This is a genomic window from Candidatus Methylomirabilota bacterium (assembly GCA_035260325.1).
Classification (GTDB): Bacteria; Methylomirabilota; Methylomirabilia; order Rokubacteriales; family CSP1-6; genus AR19.
This window is the reverse complement of sequence record DATFVL010000066.1, coordinates 1-22,141: the sequence shown is the minus strand read 5'-3', so window position 1 is coordinate 22,141 and position 22,141 is coordinate 1. Positions and strand designations below refer to the sequence as shown.

The window sequence follows — 22,141 nt, the reverse complement described above, 5'->3', positions numbered from 1 at the left end:
GACCAAGGAGGGGTCCCGATGAGTCGCTACCCTGCTCGCCTCACCCTCGCAGTGCTGGCGGTCCTCGCGCTCGTGGCGCTGCCCGCCGCGTCGCGCCTCGCCGCGCAAGGCAAGGGCACCATCAAGATCGCGACGCAGAGCCCGCTGAGCGGTGGCCAGGCCGCCCTCGGCGAGGGCATCAAGCTGGGCGCCCAGCTGGCCATTGAGAAGTTCAAGGGGAACCTCGAGAAGCTCGGCTACAAGGTCGAGCTGGTGCCGTTCGACGACCAGGCCAAGCCGGACGTGGGAGTGGCGAACGCGAAGAACATCATCGCGGACAAGGCGATCCTCGCCGTCATCGGCCACCTCAACTCGGGCGTCGCCATCCCGTCGTCGGAGGTCTACAAGGAAGTCCAGCTCGCGATGATCTCGCCCGCGAACACGAACCCGACCGTCACGGACCGCGGCTACGCGAACGTCAACCGCGTCTGCGGCCGTGACGACGTCCAGGGCGTGGTCGGCTCGGAGTTCGCGCACGGCACGATGAAGGTGAAGTCGGTCTACATCATCCACGACAAGACCCAGTACGGCCAGGGTGTCGCGGAGTTCTTCAAGGCCGACGCCGAGAAGAAGGGCATCAAGGTCCTCGGCTTCGAGGGCACCGAGGAGAAGTCGAACTTCGATCCGATCCTCACCCCGGTCAAGGCGAAGAACCCCGGCCTGATCTACTTCGGCGGCATCTACGACCAGGGCGCGCCCTTCTTCAAGCAGGCGTACGAAAAGGGGATCAAGGCGAAATTCCTCGGGCCCGACGGGATGGACTCGTCGGACCTCGTCAAGATCGCCGGCAAGGCGGTGGTCGGGATGTACTACACCTCGGCCGCCGGCCCCGCGTCGGCGCTCCCGAAGGCCAAGCAGTTCGTCGAGGACTTCAAGAAGAAGTTCGGCAAGAACCCCGAACCGTACGCGGCCGAGGCGTACGACGCCGCGGTCATCGCGCTCCGCGCGATCGAGGCGGCGGCGAAGGGCGGCAAGGCGCCCACCCGCGAGGACGTCTCCGCGGCGATCCGGAAGGTCAAGTACAACGGCATCACCGGCGAGATCGAGTTCGACGGCAAGGGGGACCGGAAGAAGGCGCTCTACTTCGTCCTGCAGGTCGTGAGCGACAACTCCGAGAAGTGGGGCGACAACAAGATCGTCAAGCAGCTGACCATCGCCCCGCCGGCCATGGCGAAGAAGTAGCGAGGCCGGCGAGAGGGTCGGCGGCGAGGGGCGGGCGGGGCGCTCTCACGAGGGCTCCCGCCCGCCCCTCGTCGCTCCTGTATGGACGTCCAGCTCCTGGTCGGCATCTTCCCCCAGGTCCTCCTCGACGGCCTCATCCTCGGCTTCATGTACGCGCTGATCGCTCTCGGCTACACGATGGTGTACGGCGTGCTGGAGTTCATCAACTTCGCCCACTCCGAGATCTTCATCATCGGCGCGTTCGTCGGGGTCGAGATCCTCCTCGAGGTGAAGGCCGCCGGGCTGCTCGACGTGCTGCCCTGGCCGCTGCTGCTGCTCGGCGTCCTCGCGGCCGGCATGGCGGCGAGCGGGCTCCTCGCGGTCGCCGTCGAGCGCGTCGCGTACCGCCCGCTGCGGAACGCGCCGCGGCTGATCCCGCTCATCTCGGCGATCGGCGTCTCGTTCTTCCTCCAGGACCTGATCCGCCTCGTCGAGTCGCTCTGGCGCAACGCCTTCAACCTCGTCTACCCGACGATCGACGCGCTGAACGTCCGCTTCGAGCTCGCCTCCACCGTCGACGTGCCGCTGAAGTCGCTCGGGGTGATCGTCGCGGCGCTCGCGATGCTCGGCGTGCTCTGGGCGCTCGTGAACCGGACGAGGGTCGGCACGGCGATCCGGGCCGTCGCCGAGGATCAGGCGGCGGCGAGCCTCATGGGGATCAACGTCAACGGGATCATCTCGCTCACCTTCCTGATCGGCGGGGCGATGGGCGGCGCGGCGGGCGTGCTCTTCGGGGTGCAGTACGGGCTGATCAATCCCTACACCGGGTTCGTCCCCGGCCTCAAGGCCTTCACCGCCGCGGTGCTCGGCGGGATCGGGAACATCCCGGGCGCGATGCTCGGCGGGATCGTCCTCGGGCTCCTCGAGGCGTTCGCCGCCTCGTACCTCTCGCTGCTCACCGGCGGCGCCTTCGGCGCCGAGTACAAAGACATCTTCGCCTTCTCCGTCCTGATCCTCATCCTCATCTTCCGGCCCAAGGGCCTCCTCGGGGAGGTCGTGCGGGGACGCGCATGATCCAGGCGGCCCTCGCGGTCGGCCTCGTCGCCGTCTCGGCGTGGGCCGTCGCGACCTTTCCCCGCTCGGTGCTCGTCTTCCTCCTGTTCCAGGGCTCGCTGCTCTTCGCCTACGTCGCGCGGATCCCGGCGTGGCTCCGCGCGGCGCTCCTCGGGGCGGCGCTGCTCGTCCTGATGCCCGCGATCGGGTACTTCAACGGCTACTACCTGGAGGTCGCGACCCAGGTGGGCATCTTCGCCGCGCTCGCGCTCGGCCTCAACATCGTCGTCGGCCTCGCGGGGCTGCTCGACCTCGGGTACGTGGCGTTCTACGCGGTCGGCGCCTACTCGTGGGCGATCTTCGGCTCGGCCCAGGCCAACCAGATCTTCGGCGGGAACGCCTTCCCGCTCGCGCCGATCTGGTTCTACGCCTTCCTCCTGGTCGGCCTCCTCGTCGCCGCCGGGACCGGCGTGCTCCTCGGCCTGCCCGTCCTGCGCCTGCGCGGCGACTACCTCGCCATCGTGACGCTCGGCTTCGGCGAGGTGATCCGCGTCCTCGCCAACAACCTCGACAAGCCGATCAACATCACGAACGGACCCAAGGGGATCACGCCGATCGGGCGCCCGCCCCTGCCGCTCGACATCCCGTACTCCGAGGCGTTCTACTTCCTCGTCCTCGTGATCGTGGGCGCCGTCATCCTGGCCAACCGGAGGCTCGAGGACTCGCACGTCGGCCGCGCCTGGGAGGCGATCCGAGAGGACGAGCTGGCGGCGCAGGCGATGGGCGTGCCCCTCGTGCGGTCGAAGCTGCTGGCGTTCGCGTGCGGCGCCTCCTTCGCGGGCGTGATGGGCGTGCTCTTCTCGGCGAAGCAGGTCTTCATCAACCCCGAGTCGTTCACCTTCCTCGAGTCCATCGGCGTGCTCTCGATGGTCATCCTCGGCGGGATGGGCTCGATCCCCGGCGCGGTGATCGGCGCGACCGTGGTGACGGTCCTCAACCTCCAGGTGCTGAAGGGCCTCTCGCTCTGGCTGAACGAGCTGAAGAACGCGGGCGTGACGGTGCTCGGCTACAGCCTGGCGAACCTCCCGACGCAGCTCGAGCCCGCGAAGTACGAGCGGATGATCTTCGGGGTGATCCTCGTCCTCATGATGATCTTCCGCCCCCAGGGGATCTTCCCGGTGCGCCGCCGCAGCCGCGAGCTGGCGGAACGATGACGCCCCCCACCGGCCCCGCGGAGTCCGGTCCCATGACCCTGTTCGAGGCGCGCGGCGTCACCAAGCGCTTCGGCGGCCTCACCGCGCTCGCCGCCGTGGACTTCAGCCTCGAGTCCGGGATCGCGTCGATCATCGGCCCGAACGGCGCGGGGAAGACGACGCTGTTCAACATCTTCACGGGCCTCTACCCCGCGGACGCGGGCGTCGTGACCTTCAAGGGAGCGCCGCTGCTCGGGCGGCGCCCCGACGAGATCACGGCGCTCGGCATCTGCCGCACGTTCCAGAACATCCGCCTCTTCGCGAACATGACGGCCATCGAGAACGTCCTGGTCGGCATGCACGCCCGCGTCTCGCTCGGGCTCTGGGACGTCCTCTCGCACCGTCCCCGCTTTCGCGACGCCGAGCGAGCGCTCCAGGCGCGCGCGGGCGAGCTGCTCGCCCGCGTGGGCCTCCGCGACAGCGCGAACGACGTGGCCCGCAACCTGCCCTACGGCGACCAGCGGCGCCTCGAGCTCGCCCGCGCGCTCGCCTCGGAGCCCTCGCTCCTGCTCCTCGACGAGCCGACCGCGGGGATGACGCAGGGCGAGGCCGGGGCGCTCATGCGCCTGCTGCGCGACCTCGTCGCCGAGCTCGGCCTGGCGATCGTCCTGATCGAGCACAACATGCGCGTCGTCATGGAGGTGTCGGATCGCGTGACCGTGCTGGACCACGGCGAGAAGATCGCGGAGGGGACCCCCCGGGAGGTCCAGACCAACGCGCGGGTCATCGAGGCGTACCTCGGCACCCGCCGGCATGAGCGCCGCCGTGCTGCGGGTTGACGGGCTCGAGGTCGCGTACGGCAAGATCCGGGCGCTCAAGGGCGTCGCGCTCGAGGTCGGCCGCGGCGAGATCGTGGCGGTCCTCGGCAACAACGGCGCGGGGAAGACGACGACGCTCCGGACGGTCTCCGGGCTGCTCCAGCCGGCGCGTGGCACGATCACGCTCGACGCGGAGCCGCTCGTCGGCGTGCCGCCCCACGAGATCGCCCGCCGGGGCATCGCGCACGTGCCCGAGGGCCGGCGCATCTTCAACCGGCTGACCGTCCGCGAGAACCTCGTGATGGGCGCGTACACGCGGCGCGACGCGGGGATCGCCGCCGACCTCGACCTCGTCTTCGCGCTCTTCCCGCGGCTCGCCGAGCGCGTCGGCCAGGTGGCGGGCACGCTCTCGGGCGGCGAGCAGCAGATGCTCGCGATCGCGCGCGCGCTGATGCTCCACCCGCGGCTGCTCCTCCTCGACGAGCCGAGCATGGGGCTGGCGCCGGTGCTCGTCGAGCAGATCTTCGACACCGTCGCCGACATCAACCGCCAGGGGATGACGATCCTCCTGGTAGAGCAGAACGCGGCGATGGCGCTCTCGATCGCCCACCGCGGGTACGTGCTGGAGACGGGCTCCATCGCGCTCGCGGGCACCGCCGCGGAGCTCGCCGACAACGCCGACGTCCGCCGCGCCTACCTCGGTGAGTAGACGAGCGAACGCCCGTCGGGTAGGGTGCTCCCGGTGACCCGGCCGACCGCCCTGCTCGCGCTCGTGGCCGTCCTCGGTGCCGTCCTCGTGTTCGCCGGCCTCGACCGACGCTATCTGTGGGACGACGAGGCGGAAACCGCGCTGCTCGCCCAACGTGTCCTCCGCTTCGGCGTGCCGATCGCCTGGGACGGCCGCAACCTGATCTCCCAGGAGTGCTCGACCGACTTCGACGCGAACTACCTCTGGCGCCAGACGCCCTGGGCCCAGTTCTACCTGGAGGCGCTCTCGTTCAAGCTCCTCGGCGCCGGCACCTTCACGGCGCGCCTGCCCTTCGCGCCGCTCGGCGTGCTGACGATCGTGTCGCTCTACGCCGTTGGGGTCTCCCTCTTCGGGGACCGCGCCCTCGCCCTGGTCGCCTCGTTCCTCCTGACGTCCTCGGTCCCGTTCTTGCTCCACGTGCGTCAGGCCCGCTACTACGCCATCGCCGCGCTCGCGACGGTCTGGGTCCTCTACTTCTTCTTCGCGCTGCTCCGCGACCGGCGCGGCGCCGTCCTCGGCCTGGCGCTCGCGATGAGCGTGCTCTTCCACTCGAACTACCTGGCCATGGTCGCGACGGCTGCGGGCCTCGCCCTCGCGTTCCTCGCGTTTCCGTTCGATGCGCCCACGGCGCTCCGGCTCGGTGGCGCGGGCCTGGTCACGCTCGCGATCAACCTGCCGTGGCTCCTGATCTTCGACCTCCGAGGCAAGAGCCGCGTGGCCCTGGCCGTCGCCTCCGCCGGGCTCTACGCGCGGACCCTGTGGCATTACGTGGTCGGCCTGGAGCTCCACGCCTGCTCCGTCGTGCTCCTGGGCCTTCTCGTCGCAGCGGCCATCGTCCTCGCGGCCGGCCGGCTCTGGCAGGCCTGGCCCGTCCCGCGCACGTGCCTGGCGCTGGTCCTCTTCGGCCTCGGCTACGTCCTGACGCTCTCGGCGGCGCCGTTCGCCTTCTTCCGCTACGTCGTCCCCTTACTGCCCGCCCTCGCGCTCCTCCAGGCGGCCGTCCTCCGCGCGCTCTGGTCGACGAGCCGGATCCTCGCGATCGTCGGCATCGCGCTACTCGTCTTCCTGGATCGCGGCGACCTCGCGCGAGGGGAGCTCGGCTCGGCGCCGGTCAAGTACCTGTACGAGGTCACTCACGACGCGCCCGGGCCGATCGCGGCCATCGTCGGCTACCTCCGCGCCCACGCACGTCCAGGCGAGCGGGTGTTCATCACGTATGGCGACCTCCCGCTGCGCTTCTACGCCGCCGACCTCGAGGTGCGCGGGGGCCAGGGCTGTCAGAGCCTCGCCGGCTGGCCGCTCCCCGACTGGATCATCGCCCGCTTCTTCCTCCGGTTCCGCAGCCCCGTCAACCGGGCCGCCGTGGACGCGGACGTCGAGCGGACGCTTCGTTATCTCCGGACGGAGATTCCACTCCAGCGCTACCGCGAGATCCAGCTGCCCACCGTGGACACGGTCTGGGAAAACATCCCGGAGCCGGATTTTCACCGGTACCGCGAGGCCAGCGAGGGACCGCGAATCACTATCTACCAGAGAGTGGCGCCGTGAGCGGGTCCGCCGGGTCCGGGCGGCCGCGGCCCGCCGTGTGGGGCTGGGTCGTCCTGGCGCTGCTCGTCGGCGCCGCGGCGGCGGTCCGTGCCCGGCTGCTGGCCCTGCCGCTCGATCGCGACGAGGGCGAGTACGCGTACTTCGCCCAGCTCCTGCTCGCGGGCATTCCGCCGTACGCGCAGGCGTACAACTTCAAGATGCCGGGCATCTACGCCATCTACGCCCTGAGCCTCGCCGCCTTCGGCCAGACGCCGACCGGCATTCATCTCGGGCTGCTCGTCGTCGACGCCGTGACGAGCGTGCTGGTCTTCCTCCTCACCGGGCGACTGTTCGGCACGCGCGTCGCCGTGATCGCGGCCGCCACCTTCGCCACCCTCTCGCTGAGCCCGCGACTCTTCGCGCCCTGGGCCTACGCCGAGCGCTTCGTGCTTGCGCCGGCTCTGGCGGGCCTGCTCGTCCTCCTGCACGCGATCGAGCGTCGCGGGCGGGCGTGGTTCGTGGGCAGCGGGGTACTCCTCGGGGCGGCCTTTCTCGTGAAGCAAAGCGGCGGGGCCTTCGCGCTGTTCGCCGTCCTCTACGTCCTGCTCGGGACGAGGGGCGACCCGCGCGGGCGGCTCGGGGCCGCCGGCGCGGTCGTGGTCGGCGCGGCGGCGCCGTTCGCGGCCCTGTGCGTCGTCATGGCCCTGGCAGGCACCTTCGCCAATTTCTGGTTCTGGACCTTCACCTACGCGTTCGAGTACGCCACGGCGACGTCGCTCGCCACCGCGGTCGCCAATCTCGGGTCCGCCCTCCGCTGGATCCTGCCGACATCGTATCTCGCCGCCGCGCTCGCGGGCCTCGGGCTGTCGGCGCTCTTCTGGGACGCCGAGACGCGCCCGGGACGCCCCTTCGTCGTGCTGCTCTTCGCCTGCTCGTGTCTCGCGACCTCCGCGGGGCTCTACTTCAGGAACCAGTACTTCATCCTGCTGCTCCCCGTCCTCGCGATCCTCGCCGGCGTCGCGGTCGATGCGGTCGCGCGACGCCTCGCACCCGTCCGGAGACGGAGCCTGCGGTACGGGCTCCCGATCGCGCTAGCCGCGGTTCCCCTGCTCCACCTCGTCTACCTCGAGCGCGCAATCCTCTTCACAGACACCCCGCCCCAGGTCCTGCGCGCCCTCTACGGCATGAATCCGTTTCTCGAGTCCGTCGAGATCGCCCACCACATCCGCGAGCGCACGCTCCCGGACGACAGGATCGCGGTGATCGGCTCGGAACCCGAGATCTACTTCTACGCCCGGCGCCGGGCGGCCACCGGTTACGTCTACACGTACGCCTTGATGGAGCCGCAACCGTACGCGGCTCCGATGCAGCGCCAGATGATCCGGGAGATCGAGGCCAACGATCCGAAGTTCGTCGTCTTCGTGAAGGTGCTGTCGTCGTGGCTGGTCACGCCGCGCTCCGACACGACGATCTTCGACTGGTTCGCGCGATACCAGACCCGGTACGATCGGGTCGGCACCGTCGAGCTCGTATCGCTCGGCCGAACGACGTATCTCTGGGGCCCGGAGGCCGCCACGTACACGCCGCGCTCCGACAACTGGGTGGCGATCTTCGAGCGGAAACGCGCCGCGCCCGGTGGCGCCACGGGGGCACGATGAGAACGCACGGCCTGAACTTCGAACAGCACGAGGTCGGGGCGACGTACCGGACGCTCGGGCGCACCGTCTCGGAGACCGACATCGTGAGCTTCGTGAACCTCTGCGGCTTCACGGAGCCCATATTCATGGACATGGAGTACGTCGCGCGAGAGTCGGTCTTTCGACGACGGGCGGCGCCGGGCGCCCTGACGTTCGCCCTCTCGGAAGGGCTCATCATGCAGACGGGCCTCATCCACGGCACGGGCATGGCGTGGCTCGGCGGCGAGATTCGGGTGGTCGCGCCCGTGCTCGAGGGCGACACGCTCACGGTCGAGGTCGAGGTGGCAGACAAGCGGGAGACGAAGAAGCCCGACCGCGGCATCGTCGGCTACCGGCACCGCGTCCTGAACCAGCGCGGTGAGCTGGTGCTCGAGGCGCGCGTGCAGCGGATGATCCGGCGCGCGGCGGCCTGAGCCTCCCCGGGCGGTGCTCGTCCTCTCGCGCGACGATCTGCGGGCCGTCCTCGACCCGCCGGGTCTCGTGGATGCCCTCGCGGCGTCGATCGGCGCGCATGCGGCTGGGCGGACGCGGGTGCCGGCGCGCGGCGTGCTGCCCGTCGCCGACGACGGCGTGCTCCTCCTCATGCCCGCGGCGATCGACGACGGCGACGCCCACGCGCTGGGGACGAAGCTCGTGACCTACTACGAGAGGAATCGCCTCCGCGGCCATCCGACGATCTACGCGAGCTACGTCCTCATGGACGGCGCCTCGGGCCGGCCGCTGGCGCTCCTCGAGGGCACCTTCCTCACCGGGATCCGCACCGGCGCCACCTCGGCGCTCGCCGCCCGCCACCTGGCCCGGCCCGACGCGCGCCGCCTCGCCTGCTTCGGCGCCGGCGTGCAGGCCGCGTTCCAGGTGCGCTGCCTCGCGGCGGTCCTGCCGCTCGAGAGCGTGTCCGTCGTCGGCCGCGACCCGGCGCGGGCGCGGGAATTCTGCGCCGCGCTCGGCCGCGAGCTCGGGATCGCCGTCGAGGTCGCGCCCGACGCCCGCCGGGCCGTGGCCGACGCCGACGTCGTCACCTGCGCGACGACGGCGCGGACGCCGGTGGTGGCGGGCGCCGACCTCCGTCCCGGCACGCACGTCGACGCCGTGGGGGCGTTCCGGCGCGACGCCCGCGAGGTGGACACCGAGGTCGTCCGCCGCGCGCGCGTGGCGGTGGACACGTACGCGGGCGCGCTGGAGGAGGCCGGCGACATCCTGATCCCGCTCGGCGAGGGCGCGATCGGGCGGGAGCACGTCGTCGCCGAGCTGGCGGAGCTGGTGACCGGGGCGCGCGCCGGGCGCACCCGGCCCGAGGAGATCACGCTCTTCAAGTCCGTCGGCTGGGCGCTCGAGGACCTGGCGGCCGCCCGCCTCGCGTACAATCGGGCGAGGGAGCGATCCCTCGGCACGGAGGTGAGCCTGTGAACGGGCGCATCGCGCAGATCAGCGTCTCGCCGGGCGGGGTACCGAAGACGCGGGTGGCGTCGGCGCGCGTCGGGGCGCTCGGCCTCGACGGCGACGGCCACCGCGACGCCGAGCACCACGGCGGTCCCGAGCGCGCCGTGTGCCTCTACGCGCTCGAGGCGATCGCGGCGCTCCGCGCGGAGGGTCACGCGACCGTCCCGGGCGCGCTCGGTGAGAACGTCACGGTGCGGGACCTGGATTGGTCAGCGGTCTCGCCGGGGACCCGCCTGCGCCTCGGCGACACCGTCCTGCTCGAGGTCACGCGCTACACGAGCCCCTGCGCCAACGTCGCGCCGGTCTTCCGCGACCGCGACTACTCGCGCGTCTCGCAGAGGCGCCATCCGGGCTGGAGCCGCGTCTACGCGCGCGTGCTGGCCGGCGGCGCGATCCGCGAGGGCGACCCCGTCCGGATCCTGACGGAGGCCGGGGCCGCGGCGAGCGCGCCGCCCGCCCGGCCGTGACGCGCACCGCCGACGCCGTCATCATCGGCGGCGGTGTCACCGGCGCATCCCTCGCCTTCCACCTGACCGAGCTCGGCGTGCGACGCGTGCTCGTGCTGGAGCGCCGGTTCCTCGCCTCCGGCGGCACCGGCCGCTCGGTCGGCATCGTCCGGCAGCTCTACCCGACGCCGGAGACCAGCGCGATGGTCCTGCGCTCGCTCCGGGTCTTCCAGCACTTCGCCGAAGCGGTCGGCGGCGACGCGGGCTACGTCGCCTGCGGCGCGTTGATCGGCGTCCCGGCCGCCATGCGCGGGGCGCTCGAGGCGACGCTTCGCGTCCAGCGGAGCCTCGGCATCCGGGCCGAGCTGCTCGAGCCCGGCGAGCTCGCGCGGCTCGAGCCGCGGATCGACGCCTCGGGGCTCGGTGCCGTCGTCCACGAGCCGGAGTCGGGCTACGGCGACCCGACGGCCGTCACGCACGGGTTCGCCGATGCCGCGCGGCGCGGCGGCGCCGTGATCGAGCAGGGCGTCGAGGTCGTGGCGATCCGCCGGCGCGGCGACCGCGTCTCCGGCGTGACGACCGCGGCCGGTGACGACATCGACGCGCCGGTCGTCGTGAACTGCGCCGGCCTGTGGGCGCGCGCGGTCGCGCGCCTGGCGGGCGTCGACCTCCCGATCATCGTCGGCCGCCACCCGGTCTTCGTCGTGGAGCGCGACGCTGCCTTCGGCGCGCCGCACCCCGTCTATCTCGACCTCGCCGGCGGCGCCTACGTGCGCCCCGAGACCGGCAATCTGACTCTCACCGGATCCCTCACGGACGACGAGGCGGGACACCCGATGGACCCCGAGCGGCTCGGGGACGAGACGGGGCTCGACGAGGCGACGGCGGTGCTCGAGCGGACCGGGCGCGCGCTGCCGCGCCTCGCCGAGGCGCGCTACCGGCGGGGCTGGGCCGGCGCCTTCGACATCACGCCCGACTGGATGCCGATCCTCGACGAGTCGCCCGTGCGGGGCTTCTGGACCGCCGCCGGCATGAGCGGCCACGGCTTCAAGCTCTCCCCGGCCGTGGGCGAGATGGTGGCCGCGCTGATCACGGGCGCTGCGCCACCGGTGAGCGCGGCGCCCTTCGCGCTCGCCCGCTTCGCGGGCGCGCGGCCCGAGGGCAGCTTCGTCGCGTCCTACCTCGGCGCGGCCGCACCGAGGGCCGGTTGAGCAGAACGCGACCGATGGGTGCAAGTTTGGCTGAGGGTCGATGTCGAGCCTCTCTTGACCTTCGGTCCGTCGCCCTTTGACCACGCGAACTTAGCGCCCGCTCGGCCCGGGGTATGCTTGGCGTCCCGCTTGCACGAGTGGTCTCTTCCGGGACCTAGGGCGGCGCCGAGCCCCGCCGTTATAATCGTGGAGGTGTCGTCACGGTGATCACGCGCATCGACCAGGCACGCCCCGCCGTCATCTACGCCCTGGTGACCCTCCTGCTCGCCGCCGTCTTCGTGCCGATGTCCCACTACCGCCTGGTGGACGGCGATGAGGGAATCTATCTCCTCGACTCGCGCCTCGTGATGGAGGGGCAGCTCCTCTTTCACGACCTCTACTGGCCGCAGATGTTCCTGACGCCGTACATCTACGGCGTCTGGATGAAATTCGTCGTCGGCAACTCCTGGTACGGCGCGCGGTTGCTCTCGGCGCTGGCGTCGATGGCGCTCGGCCTGCTGCTCTTCCGGCAGGTCCGGCATCTCACCGGGCGCCAGGCGTGGGGCGTGCTCGCGGTCGTCATCTTCGGCTTCACCAGCCTCGAGTTCGGCTGGCTCCCGCTGATCAAGACCTTCGCGTTCGGCACGCTGACGCTGTTCGCGGCGTACGCCGTGCTCGCCCTGAGCCGCTCGCCGAACCGGTGGTTCTACAGCGGCTTCCTGCTCGGGCTGGCGATCGACATCCGTCTCTACGTCGTCTTCGTGGTGCCCGTGTTCCTCGTGGACCTCTACCTCGAGGCGCGGCAAGACTTCCGCCGACGCCTGTCGGAGGCCGCGCGCTTCGCCGTCGGCCTCGCGCTGGCGCTGCTGCCGAACCAGTTCTTCTACCTCATCGAGCCCGAGACCTTCGTCTTCAACATCATCACCAGCCACGCGACGCGCTCCCCCTGGGGATTCTTTGGATTTTTCCCGCAGAAGATCTATCTCGCGCTCCAGGTGCTCGGGCTCAACAGCGCGGAGGGCGCGGTGAGCCTCCAGTTCGCGATCCTCTTCCTCACGGGCTGCGCGTCGTGGGTCTCGCGCGTGGCCGCGCGCCGGCGCCTGCCGCTCTCCTCCATGATCTTCCTCACGCTGGCCCTGGCCGGCATGATTCCGACCCCGACGTACACGCAGTACCTCTCGATGGCCGTTCCGTTCCTGATCGTCGACGTCGTCGTGTTCGTCGCGACGCTCGCGGCCGAGGGCGCGGGCGCCGGGCTCAGGCGGCTCGGCGCCGTCGTGCTCGCCGCGTACATCCTCGTCTCGCCGATCGACTTCTACCGCTTCACCTCGAGCGGACGCGACATCTACTGGCTCCGGTACGAGGGCGAGGCGCGCAGCTGGTCGATCCCCGCCATCCGCGCCGTCGGACGAGCGATCGACCGCGAGATCGAGCCCGGGCATCCCTTCGTCATGGCCCCCTGGCCCGGTTACTTCGTGGAGACCCGGGCCCGGATCTTCCCCAAGATGGAAAACCACTTCACGATCGGCTTCGCCGGCGTCATGACCGAGCGGGAGATCAAGAAGTTCAACTTCATGTCCCCGCGCGAACTGCTCGCGAACCTCCAGCGGCATGCGGTGGACGTGGTCGTCGTCGGCAACCTGATCGAGAACTCGGAGTCCGAGCGGTCGTGGTGGAGGGAACAGGCCCTGCGCAACGGCTACGCCCTGGTCGAGCGGATCGAGGATGCGGAGATCTACAAGCTCGCGCGGCCGAGGACCGCCGGGCGATGAGCGGGTCCGGTTTCCGCGACCGCGCCGAGTTCAAGGCGTGGAACGACGCGATGGCGGCGAAGTACGACGTCGAGCGGTTCCACAGTCACCCGAGCCCCATCGTCCGCTACATCGAGCGGAAGCGCGTGCGCCGCATCTTCGCGCTGCTCGCGCCCCGGCTCGGCGACCGCGTCCTCGAGGTCGGCTGCGGCGCCGGCCATCTCATGGCGGCGCTGCCCGCGGGCCGGGGCTTCGGGCTCGACCTCGCGGAAGCGCTGCTCGCGAAGGCGGCGAAGCGCCTCGGCCGGCACGACGTCCTCGTCCAGGGCGACGCCGAGCAGCTGCCCTTCCGGACGGGCGCGTGGGACCGGGTCTACTGCTCGGAGGTGCTCGAGCACGTCCCGTCACCCGCCGGGGCGCTCGCCGAGATGTGGCGCATCGTGAAGCCGCACGGCGTCGCGGTCGTCTCGGTCCCGAACGAGCGGCTGATCAACCGGCTGAAGGCGGTGCTCCACCGGAGCGGGCTCTACGGCCTCCTGATGCGCGCGCGCGCGGGCGACTACGCCATGCCCGAGCGGATGGACGACGAGTGGCACCTCCACACCTTCGACCTCGGGAGCTTCCTCGCGCTGATGCCCGCCGGCCTCAGGGTGACGCGCGTCGAGGGCGTGCCGTTCCGCTGGCTCCCGATCCGCTACGTCGTGCGTTGCGAGGCGGTGGATGAGGAGCGCACGCGCCGTGGCTGAGCCCGCGGGCGTCCCGGTCGTCTTGCCCGTCTTTAACGAGCGGGTCTCCGTGGAGCGGCTCCACGCGCGCCTCACTGAGTCGCGGGCCCTGGCGGGGTTCGCTCACTCGCACGATCCAATCCTGGTCACGCTGGACGCGAATCCCAGAACGATCCACGCAATGTTCAGAGGCTCCTTGAGACGCTTGACGACTCGTATTACATCGCGGCGTGAGGCGGCGGTGGCCCGGTGATAGCATCGCGCGCAGACGCACCTCGGACTAGGGAGGAGAGGGCGAGCCCCGTGCGTGACCCTGGTCCGCGGCCCGCCGAGGCACCGCCGCCGGCCAGTCGCGACGTTTGCTGCCTCCGCGGGTCACTCGATCGCGAGGCGGCATGTGACGGAGTGCGAGATCTCGAGTACGAAACGCCCGAGATGTATCGACCGTCGAATTAGCCATGCGCGACGCGCTCCTCGAGTATCTGCAGTGTCCGTTCTGCGAGGTCGCGCTTGCTGTGTACAGCACTCGGCGCGACGGCGCGCACATCGTCGCGGGCACGCTCACGTGCTCCGCGTGCGGCAAGCAGTGGCCCGTCGTCGACGGCGTGCCCGACTTCGTTCGCGGCGCATCGAGAAACGGGCCGGTCGAGCAGACGACGGGCGGCTTTTTGACGAACTGGAAGCGCTACAGCGACGTGATCATCGCGCAGCCGGCGCTCAACGATGAGCTCTTCCGTGATTGGGTAGCGCCGCTGCAGCCGGAGCTCTTCGCGGGTCGCAGCGTGCTCGACGCCGGCTGCGGTATGGGGCGCTGGCTGGCGACGGCTGCGCCGAACGCGCCGGGAGCGCTCATCGGCTTCGACTACTCGGATGTCGCCCATACGGCGTACGCGAACACGCGGCACCTCAAGAACGTGCACGTGATGCGCGCCGACATCTTCTCGTTGCCGTTGCCGAAGCGCGCGTTCGACGTGTGCTACTCGATCGGGGTCGTGCACCACACGCCCGATCCCGAGGGGGCCTTTGCGGCGCTGCTCGACGTCGTCAAAGAGGACGGCGCGCTGAGCGTGTGGGTCTACGGCAAAGAGAACAACGAGTGGATCGAGAACGTGATCACGCCGCTGCGACGCCTGGTCACGAGCCGGATGCCGGACGCGGCACTGTACGCGCTGTCGAAGGCGCTGACGATCCCGCTGGCGCTCGGGGCGCGGGCGTTCACGAAGCTCTTCCCGGAGCCGACGTCGTTTCCGTATGACGCGTACACCCGGCACCTGACGAAGTATCCGCGCGAGTACCTCGAGCACATCGTCTACGACCACTTGGTCCCGCAGCTCGCGCAATATCTGCCGCGCGCAGAGGTCGAGCGCTGGGCGACGTCGCGCGGCCTGGCGTGCTGCCTGACGTCGAGAAACGACAACTCCTGGCGCCTGCTCACCGCGAGATCGGAAGGCGCGCTGTCCCGCTGGACAACGTAATCTCGAGCCCATGGCCGAGATCTTCTGCAAGCGTTGCTTTCATCACGAAGAGCTCGGCCGTCCCGTCAAGCCCGGCGAGCCCTGTCCATCGTGCGCCGCTCCCGGCGTCTTTCGGCGCGTCAAACGAGTCGGGCCCGCGACGCACCTCCCGTCGGTGTCGCGCGCGATCTTCTCGCTGCGCGGCGTGTTCTCCCTCGCGGCGTTCGCGCTCGTCGGCACGGTGCCCATCGGCGCGCTCGCCGCGGCCAGCATCCTGCTGCTCTATCTGGGCGGTTTGCGGCTGGCGCTCAAGGGCCAGATCGGGATCCTCGCCGCATTCTGGACGGCCGGGCACGCCGTTGCGTATTTCGCGCTCTGCCTCTTGCCCCTCGTCACCCTGACCACGACGTTGACGCATCTACGGAATTTGGCTCGGCATGTGCAATTGTGGGGCGTCGGGGATCCCGAGCCCTCGCGTTGTCGAACGATCCATGCGAGTCTGATCGAGCGATTCTTCTTCGCGCCCATGAATATCCAGCCTTCCCGGCCCGCGTGATGCCCGAGAGAGACGCGGTGTCGGTCGTCCTCCCAGTCCTCAACGAGCGGGACAACCTGGAGCCGCTGCACGCCCACCTGACGGAGGCGCTGGAGCCCATGGGGCGCCCGTACGAGGTCGTCTACGTGGACGACGGGAGCACCGACGGCTCGTGGGACCTGCTGAAGCGCCTCGCTGCAAAGGACGCTCACGTGCGCCTCGTGAGACTGCGGCGGAACTTTGGCCAGACGGCCGCGCTCACCGCCGGCTTCGCCCACTCACGATACCCGATCGTGGTGACGCTCGACGCGGACCTGCAGAACGACCCCCACGACATTCCGCGGCTCGTCGCCGAGCTCGGCGGCGCCTACGACGTGGTGTCGGGATGGCGGCGCCATCGGAGCGACCCGTGGCTGACGCGCGTCCTGCCCTCGCACGTGGCGAACTATCTCATCCGGAAGCTCAGCGGCGTGCCCCTCCACGACTTCGGCTGCACGCTCAAGGCGTATCGGCGCGAGGTCATCCAGGACGTGAGCCTCTACGGTGAGATGCATCGTTTCCTCCCCGTCCTGGCGGCGTGGGTCGGCGGGCGCGTCACCGAGCTCGAGGTCACCCACCACCCGCGCACGCGGGGGGCGTCCAAATACGGGCTCACGCGGACCTACAAGGTCCTCGTCGATCTCATCACGCTCAAATTCATCAGCGGTTTTTCCACTCGGCCCAACTACGTCTTCGGCGGGTTCGGCCTCGCGAACCTCGCGCTCGGCTTCCTGGCGTTCGACGTCGTGGCCTACCGGGTCTTGGTCCTCCGGCACTACGAGGCGACGCCGCTCGTCTTCCTCATGATGCTGCTCCTGATTACCGGCACTCTCTCCCTCTTCATCGGCTTCCTCGCCGAGATCGTCATTCGTGGATTTTACGATACGCAGCGGAAGCCGACGTATTACGTGCGCGAGACGGCGGGCCCGGACGAGGAGCGGTAGCGGCGGTGTGCGGGATCGTCGGCAACATCTTCGCGCGCGCCGACCGGCGCCCGGACCCGGCCGTCCTCCGGCGCATGAACGACCGGCTCGCCCACCGCGGGCCCGACGACGAGGGCTTCTTCGTGCAGGGGCCCGCGGGGCTCGCGATGCGGCGGCTCAAGATCATCGACCTCGCGACGGGTCACCAGCCGATGACGGGTGAGGCCCGCCGCGTGTGGGTCGTTTTCAACGGCGAGATCTACAACTACCGCGAGCTCACCCGGGCTCTCGCGGCCCGCGGCCACGCCTTCGCGACGCGCTCGGACACCGAGGTCATCGTCCACGGCTTCGAGGACCGCGGCGTCGAGTCCATCGCGGACCTCGAGGGCATGTTCGCCTTCGCCGTCTGGGACGAGGCCGCGCGCACGCTCGTCCTCGCGCGCGACCGCGTCGGGATCAAGCCGCTCTACTACGCCGTGCTGCCCGACCAGCTCGTCTTCGCGTCCGAGCTGCGCGCGCTCGTCGAGCATCCCGCGATCGACCGGAGCCTCGATCTCACGGCGCTCTCCCGCTACCTGGCGCACGAGTACGTGCCCGCGCCCCACGCGATCCTCCGCGCGGTCCGTAAGCTCCCCGCCGGCCACTGGCTCAGCTACACCGAAGGCCGCGTGAAGGTCGAGCCGTACTGGGACGTGGACTTCCGGCGCCGCGGACCGGTCGCGGACGGCGAGGCGGTCGACGCGCTCAGGGCGGCGCTCGACCTCTCGGTGCGCCAGCACCTCGTGAGCGACGTGCCGCTCGGCATGTTCCTGTCCGGCGGGATCGACTCGAGCACGGTCGCGGCGTTCGCGGCCCGCCACGCGCCGGGCCGGCTCAAGACGTTCTCGATCGGCTTCGAGGACCCGTCCTTCGACGAGTCCGCCCACGCGCGGCGCGTGGCGCGCGCCCTCGACACGGACCACCACGAGGAGATCCTGAGCCCGCGCGCGGCGCTCGACCTCGTGGGCCGGCTGCCGGACATCATGGACGAGCCGCTCGGCGACGCCTCGCTGCTGCCGACCTACCTGCTCTCCCGCTTCACCCGCCGCTCCGTGACGGTCGCGCTCTCGGGCGACGGCGGGGACGAGCTCTTCGCCGGCTACCCGACCTACCAGGCCCACCGCCTCGCGCGGGCCTTCGAGCTCCTCCCCCGCTGGGTCCACCGGCGCCTCCTGCGCCCCGCCGTCGAGCGGCTGCCGGTGTCCCTGGACGACCTGAGCCTCGACTTCAGGCTCAGGCGCTTCGTGGCCGGCCTCCCGCACCCGAGTGTCGAGCGCCACGCGCTGTGGCTGGGCTCCTTCACGCCGGCCGAGCAGCGTGAGCTGTTCACGCCCGACGTGCTCGCGCGCCTGCCGGCGCCACCCTCGTACGACGCGTTCCACGAGATCGTCGCCCGCGCCACGTCCGCCGAGGGGCTCGAGCGCATCCTCTACCTCGACCTCAAGGGCTATCTCGGAGAGGGCGTGCTCACCAAGGTGGACCGCGCGAGCATGGCCTGCTCGCTCGAGGTGCGGGTGCCGCTCCTCGACCGACGCATCGTCGAGCTCGCCGCCGCCCTCCCGATGCGTCTCAAGCTCAGGGGCCTCACGACGAAGTGGGCGCTCAAGCGAGCGGTCCGGGGGATGCTCCCCGCCGAGATCCCCGGTCGCCCGAAGAAGGGGTTCAGCGTGCCGCTCGGCCGCTGGTTCCGGGGCGAGCTGCGCGGGATTCTCCACGAGGCGTGCGCGCCCGACGTGCTGCGGCGCGCCGGGCTCTTCAGGCCGGAGGCGGTGGCGCGGCTACTCGCGGAGCACGACGCCGGCCGCCGCGACCACCGGAAGAAGCTCTACACGCTCCTCGCCTTCCAGCTCTGGGCCGAGCGCTACCACCCGGTCTGAGCACGCTCACGGCCCCGGACGGTCCTCCGCCGGGCGCGCGGGGGTGAGCCACGCGAGACCGAGCGCCGCGAGCGTGAGGACGGCGAGCGCTCCCAGGGCCCACGCTCCCGGGCCGCCGGCCCGCGGCTCGACACGGACCGTCGCGAGGAGCGGTGGGGCGGCGTAGTTCTTGCGCGTCGGCTGCTCGGCCGACGCGCGGATGAACTGCACGCGAAAGAGGTACCAGCCGCCCGGCCCGACGCCCTGCAGCGTGGCGCGGAGACCGCCGAAGGGCCGCTCCGGTGTCGCACGGACGTAGACGCTCGCCGTCGCCGACAGGGCACCGGCCGGCGAGAGGAAAATCCAGTCCCGCGCGCCGTCGCGCAGAACCGAGACGTAGACGTCGAGGGGCTGCCGGTCGAGCTCGGGACTGGCACCGGCGCGATCCACGCGGAGCGTGAGGTTCCCACCCTCCGTCAGCTCGCTCGGCGTCGCCTCGAGCGTGAAGGGCGCCGCGGGCAGCTTCGCCTGCGCCGCGGCGGGCCACGCGGTGAGCACCGCGACGAGTGCCAGGCCCGTGGCGCGCCGGCGCGCCGGGGCCCAGAGAAGGCCGGCGACGGCGAGCGCCGCGAGCGCGCTCACGAGCAGGCCCACACGGAACGACGCCGGCGCGTACCGGAACTCGACTCGGTGGCGCCCGGGCGGCAGCCACACCGCGCGCAGCGCGTGGTCGGCGCGCCAGACGGTCTGCTCCACCCCGTCCACGGACGCGCGCCAGCCGGGAAACCACGTGTCGGTCAGGACGAGGTACGCCGCGGCGGCGGTCGTGGCCTCGACCACCACGCGTTCCGGTGCGTAGCTCGTGATCTCGGCGCGCGTGGCGCCCCCGGACCCGCCGGCCGCCGGGGCGCCGTCGCAGCCGGCGATGATCACCTCCCGCCTCACCTCGAGCGTGCCCCCGTGGAGCAGGGCGAGCGTCGCGGCGTCGTCGAGGCACGCCCGGGCCCGGGGCACGAGGAACGCGCGCGGCAGCGCCCGGTCGTTCCGATAGACGACAGCGTCGGGACCTCGATACTCGAGGACCAGGTGAGGCGCGGGGCTCGGCGCGCCGGGCGCCAGCATCACGTAGCGGATCCCGAGCAGGTCGAACACCGGCGACCCGACCGGGGCCGTCACGCGGAACGCGCCGCTGGCGGTGGAGTCGAGCGACCCGACGGGGTCGGCGAGCTGCTCGACGCGCCGGGGCGTCATGCCGTCGTAGCCGCCGAATTCGTCGAGCCCCAGGATCGTCCCGAAGTTCGCAGGCTCGGGACCGGCGTCGAAGAACACGCGCGCGTGGTCCCGCGCGGTCCGCTCGCGCAGGTGCGCGACGGACGGCGGCGGGCCCGGATAGAGGAGCCGGGCGTCGATCACGGGATTGTAGGTGGCGGCGAGAGGCACGAGGCTCGCGAGCTCGACGGCCGCGAGCGCCGTCCACAGGCCGGGCGCCGCGCCGCCGGCCCGGAGCAGGCGCAACACGAGGACGGCGGCGAGCGTCAGCAGCAGGAGCAACCACGCGTACTGGGCCCAGAGGGGCACGCGCATCCCCGCGCGCGCGGCGAGCGCCCACTCCCTCCACACGAACGCGAGCGCCGCGAGGCTCAGGACCGCGAACGCCCCGCGCACGGCCGCGGGCAGGAGCCGCCGGGCCGCAGGCTCGGCCCGGCGGACGGCGTCGAGGCCGAGCGCGCCGAGGACCGGGAGCGCGAAGACCAGGAGATCGGCCGTCCGCACGATGAGCGTCGTGGACAGGACGGGCAGGCGCGCGAGGGTGTCGCCGACGAGGGGCGCGCCGTAGACGAGGGCCGCCGAGCCGACCGCGAGCCCCGCGAAGTACTTCGTCCCCGGCCGGGACCACGCGGCGACGAGCGCCGCCGGCAGCGCGAGCCACGGCACGACGCCGACCGAGAGCGAGAACTCGTTGAAGTTCGTCGGCCCCCAGAAGTCCCGGCTCAACGGGCTTCCGAAGAAATTCGGCATCAGGAGCGCGATCGCCGTGCGCGGCGGCAGCGGAAAGTGCAGCATCCACTCCTCGCGGTACGCGAGCACGGCGCTCGCGCGCGCGTACTCCACGAACGGCAGGAGCTGGACGGCCGGGAGCAGGAGCCCGAGCGCCACGCCGGCGACCCAGCGCCCGAGGAAGCCCGCGGGGCGCGCCGCGTCCCGGGAGCGGTAGAGGGTCCAGATCGCGAGGACCGGAAGGCCGTAAACGACGCGCTGCGGATAGCCCGCGAAGACCGCGAGCGCCACCGCGAGCGCCAGGGCCGCGACGGGCCGGGCGCCGGCGCGCTCGCGCAAGACCTCGGTCAACCCGAACAGCACCGGCAGGAGGATCACGGGGCCCGTGTTCGACCACTCGAGCCAGGTCACGAGCAACGCGTTGAACTCGAACGCCAGCGCGCCGACGAGCGCCGGGAACCGGCCGACGTCGAGACGGCGGAGGAACCAGTACATGCCCGCCCCCGCGACGGAGAGCTTGAGCACCGACATGAGCGTCAGCGCGAGCGCCGGCGGCAGCACGTACGCGAGCGCGGTCAGGGGAAACAGGAGCGCGGTCTGCGGGTTCGCGAAGAACGGGGCGCCGCCGAAGACGTGCGGGTTCCAGAGCGGGAAGCGCCCGGCGCGGATCTCCGCGGCGCCGTAGAGGACGGCGGGGTGGAAGAGGAACGTGATGTCGCGCAGCAACGGGTTCACGGGCACGACGCCCGGGGACTGCGCGGCCCAGGGCGCGTAGAGGACGACGTTGTCGGCCGCCGAGAGGACCTTGCCCGGCAGGAGCGCCCGCCCCAGGACGAGGAACGGCAGGATCAGCAGGAGGAGGACGACGACGAGGTCCGGGTGCTTCCGGCCGAACGCTGCGAGGCGCGGCATCGTACCCGCGCGCATTGTACCGGACGTGGTCCGGCGACGACGACCTATCCCGTCGCTCGAACCTTCCGCCCCAGCGCGTCCTTGAGGCGATGCTCGAACACGGTCGCTGCCGCGTGCCGGGATAGGAAGACGTTTCGGATCGTCCGCCAGATCCGTCCCGGATGCAGCACGTAGCCGACCAGGTAGTTGAGCAGCATGAAGGAGATCCGGTAGAGTGCGAGTTCCCGCGGCCCCATGACGGGGTTGAGCGTCAAGGGGTTGGTTCGCGTGTAGTCGCTGTTCAGCGAGGTGAGCTGGAGGAAGTAACGATCGCCGAGCTGGATCTTGCCGGCGTCGGCGAGCTCGCGATAGAGCTCGGAGCCCGGGTACGGCGAAAAGATGTTGATGCTCACCTCATCCACTCCGCGGGCGGCGAGCTTCAGCCCGTACCGGATGGTCTCGAAGACCTCACGCCGAGTCTCGTGCGGGAACCCGATGATCAGGTTCGCGCGCACGACGATCCCCTGCCGCTTGGCCTCGAGGATCGAGGCGGTGATGCGTGGGAGCTGGATCTTCTTCTTGATCCTCCGGAGCGTGCTCGGCGACCCGCTCTCCGGA

Annotated in this window: 19 protein-coding genes; 17 read left to right on the top strand and 2 right to left on the bottom strand. The window is 71.1% G+C overall.

Annotated elements, in window-relative coordinates:
• Positions 1–18: 18 nt before the first annotated feature.
• The 17 genes from VKG64_04875 to asnB all read left to right on the top strand — a co-directional run bounded on the left by VKG64_04875 (position 19) and on the right by asnB (position 18,655).
• Entirely contained in the window at positions 19–1,221 is a 1,203-nt protein-coding gene (locus VKG64_04875; protein ID HKB24370.1) for a branched-chain amino acid ABC transporter substrate-binding protein, read from the top strand.
• 81 nt (positions 1,222–1,302) lie between these two features.
• The gene (locus tag VKG64_04870; protein HKB24369.1) at positions 1,303–2,274 is read left to right on the top strand and encodes a branched-chain amino acid ABC transporter permease; all 972 of its coding nucleotides are present in this window, start codon (positions 1,303–1,305) and stop codon (positions 2,272–2,274) included.
• Positions 2,271–3,467 carry a branched-chain amino acid ABC transporter permease gene (locus VKG64_04865; protein ID HKB24368.1) on the top strand — a complete coding sequence of 399 codons (1,197 nt, stop codon included), beginning with the start codon at positions 2,271–2,273 and terminating at the stop codon, positions 3,465–3,467. The genes VKG64_04870 and VKG64_04865 overlap by 4 nt, the downstream gene beginning before the upstream one ends.
• Before the next feature lie 32 nt (positions 3,468–3,499).
• Complete coding sequence (locus VKG64_04860) at positions 3,500–4,285, top strand: ABC transporter ATP-binding protein (protein HKB24367.1); 786 nt, start codon at positions 3,500–3,502, stop codon at positions 4,283–4,285.
• Positions 4,260–4,973 carry an ABC transporter ATP-binding protein gene (locus VKG64_04855; GenBank protein HKB24366.1) on the top strand — a complete coding sequence of 238 codons (714 nt, stop codon included), beginning with the start codon at positions 4,260–4,262 and terminating at the stop codon, positions 4,971–4,973. The genes VKG64_04860 and VKG64_04855 overlap by 26 nt, the downstream gene beginning before the upstream one ends.
• A 33-nt stretch (positions 4,974–5,006) precedes the next feature.
• Positions 5,007–6,560 (top strand): glycosyltransferase family 39 protein, encoded by a 1,554-nt coding sequence (locus tag VKG64_04850; GenBank protein HKB24365.1) that lies wholly within the window; start codon positions 5,007–5,009, stop codon positions 6,558–6,560.
• Positions 6,557–8,197, top strand: coding sequence for a glycosyltransferase family 39 protein (locus VKG64_04845; GenBank protein ID HKB24364.1), 1,641 nt, complete (start codon positions 6,557–6,559; stop codon positions 8,195–8,197). The genes VKG64_04850 and VKG64_04845 overlap by 4 nt, the downstream gene beginning before the upstream one ends.
• Positions 8,194–8,649 (top strand): MaoC/PaaZ C-terminal domain-containing protein, encoded by a 456-nt coding sequence (locus VKG64_04840; protein HKB24363.1) that lies wholly within the window; start codon positions 8,194–8,196, stop codon positions 8,647–8,649. The genes VKG64_04845 and VKG64_04840 overlap by 4 nt, the downstream gene beginning before the upstream one ends.
• 13 nt (positions 8,650–8,662) lie before the next feature.
• Positions 8,663–9,643 carry an ornithine cyclodeaminase family protein gene (locus tag VKG64_04835; GenBank protein ID HKB24362.1) on the top strand — a complete coding sequence of 327 codons (981 nt, stop codon included), beginning with the start codon at positions 8,663–8,665 and terminating at the stop codon, positions 9,641–9,643.
• Positions 9,640–10,143, top strand: a complete 504-nt coding sequence (locus VKG64_04830; protein HKB24361.1) for an MOSC domain-containing protein — start codon at positions 9,640–9,642, stop codon at positions 10,141–10,143. The genes VKG64_04835 and VKG64_04830 overlap by 4 nt, the downstream gene beginning before the upstream one ends.
• Positions 10,140–11,333, top strand: coding sequence for an FAD-dependent oxidoreductase (locus VKG64_04825; GenBank protein ID HKB24360.1), 1,194 nt, complete (start codon positions 10,140–10,142; stop codon positions 11,331–11,333). The genes VKG64_04830 and VKG64_04825 overlap by 4 nt, the downstream gene beginning before the upstream one ends.
• A gap of 203 nt (positions 11,334–11,536) precedes the next feature.
• Positions 11,537–13,084, top strand: coding sequence for a hypothetical protein (locus tag VKG64_04820; protein ID HKB24359.1), 1,548 nt, complete (start codon positions 11,537–11,539; stop codon positions 13,082–13,084).
• Positions 13,081–13,809 (top strand): methyltransferase domain-containing protein, encoded by a 729-nt coding sequence (locus VKG64_04815; GenBank protein HKB24358.1) that lies wholly within the window; start codon positions 13,081–13,083, stop codon positions 13,807–13,809. Before VKG64_04820 ends, VKG64_04815 begins: the two co-directional genes overlap by 4 nt.
• 437 nt (positions 13,810–14,246) lie before the next feature.
• Positions 14,247–15,263 carry a methyltransferase domain-containing protein gene (locus VKG64_04810; protein ID HKB24357.1) on the top strand — a complete coding sequence of 339 codons (1,017 nt, stop codon included), beginning with the start codon at positions 14,247–14,249 and terminating at the stop codon, positions 15,261–15,263.
• Between the two features lie 10 nt (positions 15,264–15,273).
• Complete coding sequence (locus VKG64_04805; protein HKB24356.1) at positions 15,274–15,798, top strand: hypothetical protein; 525 nt, start codon at positions 15,274–15,276, stop codon at positions 15,796–15,798.
• A gap of 17 nt (positions 15,799–15,815) precedes the next feature.
• Positions 15,816–16,760 (top strand): glycosyltransferase family 2 protein, encoded by a 945-nt coding sequence (locus VKG64_04800; GenBank protein ID HKB24355.1) that lies wholly within the window; start codon positions 15,816–15,818, stop codon positions 16,758–16,760.
• 5 nt (positions 16,761–16,765) lie between these two features.
• Positions 16,766–18,655, top strand: a complete 1,890-nt coding sequence (gene asnB / locus VKG64_04795; protein HKB24354.1) for an asparagine synthase (glutamine-hydrolyzing) — start codon at positions 16,766–16,768, stop codon at positions 18,653–18,655.
• A gap of 6 nt (positions 18,656–18,661) precedes the next feature.
• Here the strand turns inward: asnB and VKG64_04790 are convergent, their stop codons facing one another.
• Positions 18,662–21,544, bottom strand: coding sequence for a YfhO family protein (locus tag VKG64_04790; GenBank protein HKB24353.1), 2,883 nt, complete (start codon positions 21,542–21,544; stop codon positions 18,662–18,664).
• Between the two features lie 44 nt (positions 21,545–21,588).
• Positions 21,589–22,141: radical SAM protein (locus tag VKG64_04785; GenBank protein HKB24352.1), on the bottom strand; the 553-nt coding region annotated here is incomplete at its 5' end.

Bases quoted from the DNA above. Each gene is read 5' to 3' on its own strand.
- VKG64_04875 (HKB24370.1), top strand. From the start codon at position 19: ATGAGTCGCTACCCTGCTCGCCTCACCCTCGCAGTGCTGGCGGTCCTC.
- VKG64_04870 (HKB24369.1), top strand. From the start codon at position 1,303: ATGGACGTCCAGCTCCTGGTCGGCATCTTCCCCCAGGTCCTCCTCGAC.
- VKG64_04865 (HKB24368.1), top strand. From the start codon at position 2,271: ATGATCCAGGCGGCCCTCGCGGTCGGCCTCGTCGCCGTCTCGGCGTGG.
- VKG64_04860 (HKB24367.1), top strand. From the start codon at position 3,500: ATGACCCTGTTCGAGGCGCGCGGCGTCACCAAGCGCTTCGGCGGCCTC.
- VKG64_04855 (HKB24366.1), top strand. From the start codon at position 4,260: ATGAGCGCCGCCGTGCTGCGGGTTGACGGGCTCGAGGTCGCGTACGGC.
- VKG64_04840 (HKB24363.1), top strand. From the start codon at position 8,194: ATGAGAACGCACGGCCTGAACTTCGAACAGCACGAGGTCGGGGCGACG.
- VKG64_04815 (HKB24358.1), top strand. From the start codon at position 13,081: ATGAGCGGGTCCGGTTTCCGCGACCGCGCCGAGTTCAAGGCGTGGAAC.
- VKG64_04810 (HKB24357.1), top strand. From the start codon at position 14,247: ATGCGCGACGCGCTCCTCGAGTATCTGCAGTGTCCGTTCTGCGAGGTC.
- VKG64_04805 (HKB24356.1), top strand. From the start codon at position 15,274: ATGGCCGAGATCTTCTGCAAGCGTTGCTTTCATCACGAAGAGCTCGGC.
- VKG64_04790 (HKB24353.1), bottom strand. From the start codon at position 21,544: ATGCCGCGCCTCGCAGCGTTCGGCCGGAAGCACCCGGACCTCGTCGTC.